This window comes from Deinococcus pimensis DSM 21231, from assembly GCF_000519345.1.
GTDB classification, from domain to species: domain Bacteria; phylum Deinococcota; class Deinococci; order Deinococcales; family Deinococcaceae; genus Deinococcus_A; species Deinococcus_A pimensis.
Genome location: NZ_KI912662.1, coordinates 1,655 through 3,010 on the forward strand (window position 1 = coordinate 1,655; position 1,356 = coordinate 3,010).

General features: G+C 73.7%; 3 protein-coding genes. 2 read left to right on the forward strand and 1 reads right to left on the reverse strand.

The genetic code is table 11. The features are described 5' to 3' along the window. A partial coding sequence (locus DEIPI_RS0117270) for an ABC transporter ATP-binding protein C-terminal domain-containing protein (protein ID WP_027482586.1) occupies window positions 1-303 on the forward strand: 303 nt, incomplete at its 5' end. Then, window positions 287-997 carry an ABC transporter ATP-binding protein gene (locus DEIPI_RS0117275; protein WP_027482587.1) on the forward strand — a complete coding sequence of 237 codons (711 nt, stop codon included), beginning with the start codon at window positions 287-289 and terminating at the stop codon, window positions 995-997. The genes DEIPI_RS0117270 and DEIPI_RS0117275, both read left to right, overlap by 17 nt. Window positions 998-1,047: 50 nt before the next feature. On the opposite strand, the gene DEIPI_RS0117280 is transcribed toward DEIPI_RS0117275, so the two are convergent. Then, window positions 1,048-1,356 (reverse strand): CAP domain-containing protein (locus DEIPI_RS0117280; RefSeq protein ID WP_027482588.1); only part of this gene is annotated, 309 nt, incomplete at its 5' end.

Genomic DNA, 1,356 nt, shown 5'->3' on the forward strand with positions numbered 1-1,356 from the left:
GCCCTCGCGACGAGGCCGCGCGTGCTGCTGCTCGACGAGGTGATGGCGGGCCTGCGTCCCGGCGAGGCCCAGGAGGCGGTGGAGCTCGTGCGCCGCGTCCGCGCGGGCGGCGTGAGCGTGCTGTTCATCGAGCACATCATGCCGGTCGTGCGGGACCTCGCGGACCGTGTGGTCGTGATGGACGCGGGGAAGGTGCTGGCGATGGGGACGTACGCCGAGGTGGTGGCGGAGCCGCGCGTGATCGAGGCGTACCTCGGCAGTCCGCACGGTCTGGAGGAGGTGGACGGTGAGGCTGACCGTTGAGGGCCTGCGGGCCGGGTACGGCAAGGTGCAGGTGCTGTGGGACGTGAACCTCGCGGTGGAGCCGGGCGAGTTCGTCGCGGTGATCGGCGCGAACGGCGCGGGCAAGACGACGACGCTGCGGGCCGTGTCGGGCGTGGTGCGTCCCTGGGAGGGCCGCGTGACGCTCGGCGGGCACGACGTCACGAGGCTCGCGCCGGGTCAGATCGTGCGGCTGGGCCTCGGGCACGTCCCGGAGGGCCGCGAGCTCTTCCCCGGCATGACGGTGATGGAGAACCTGGAGCTCGGCGCGAGCGTCCGCGCGGAGGCCCGCGCGGCGCGCGACACCACGCTGGAGCATGTCCTGACGCTCTTCCCGAGGCTGGCGGAGCGCCGCTCGCAGGCGGCGGGCACCCTGTCGGGCGGGGAGCAGCAGATGCTCGCGGTGGGCCGCGCGCTGATGAGCCGTCCGCGGATGCTGCTGGTGGACGAGCCGAGCCTCGGTCTGTCTCCCCTGCTGACGCGCATCGTGTTCGACGCGCTCGCGGCGGTGAACCGCGAGGGCGTGGGCGTGCTGCTGGTGGAGCAGAACGTGGTGCAGAGCCTGCGGCTCGCGTCACGCGCGTACGTGCTGGAGAACGGCCGCGTGGTCCGCGAGGGACCCTCGCGGGACCTGCTGCACGATCCGGCGGTGCGCGAGGCGTACCTGGCGCTCTGACGCGGGGCGCGTGGAGGAGGGGACGTCCGCGCGGGCGTCCCCTCCCCTGTTCAGCGGGCGCTGGGCGAGCTGAACACCACGACGTAGGACGTGCCGCGCGGGCCGCGCTGCACGCTGACGCCCGCCTCGGTGTAGCGCGGGTCGGTCATGACGGTGCAGTGCACGTTCGAGCCGGTCCACCACGCGACGGCTTCGCCGAGGTCCAGCTTGGAGCCCATGTAGATGATCTCGGTGACGCTGACGGCCTGCACGCCGTAGGACGCGGCGCGCACGCGGGGCGTGCTGCCGTTCTCGCCGTCGTGCGTGACGCGGCCCGTGGCGGCCATGTAGCCCGCCTGCTGCGCCGCCGCCGACGCGTG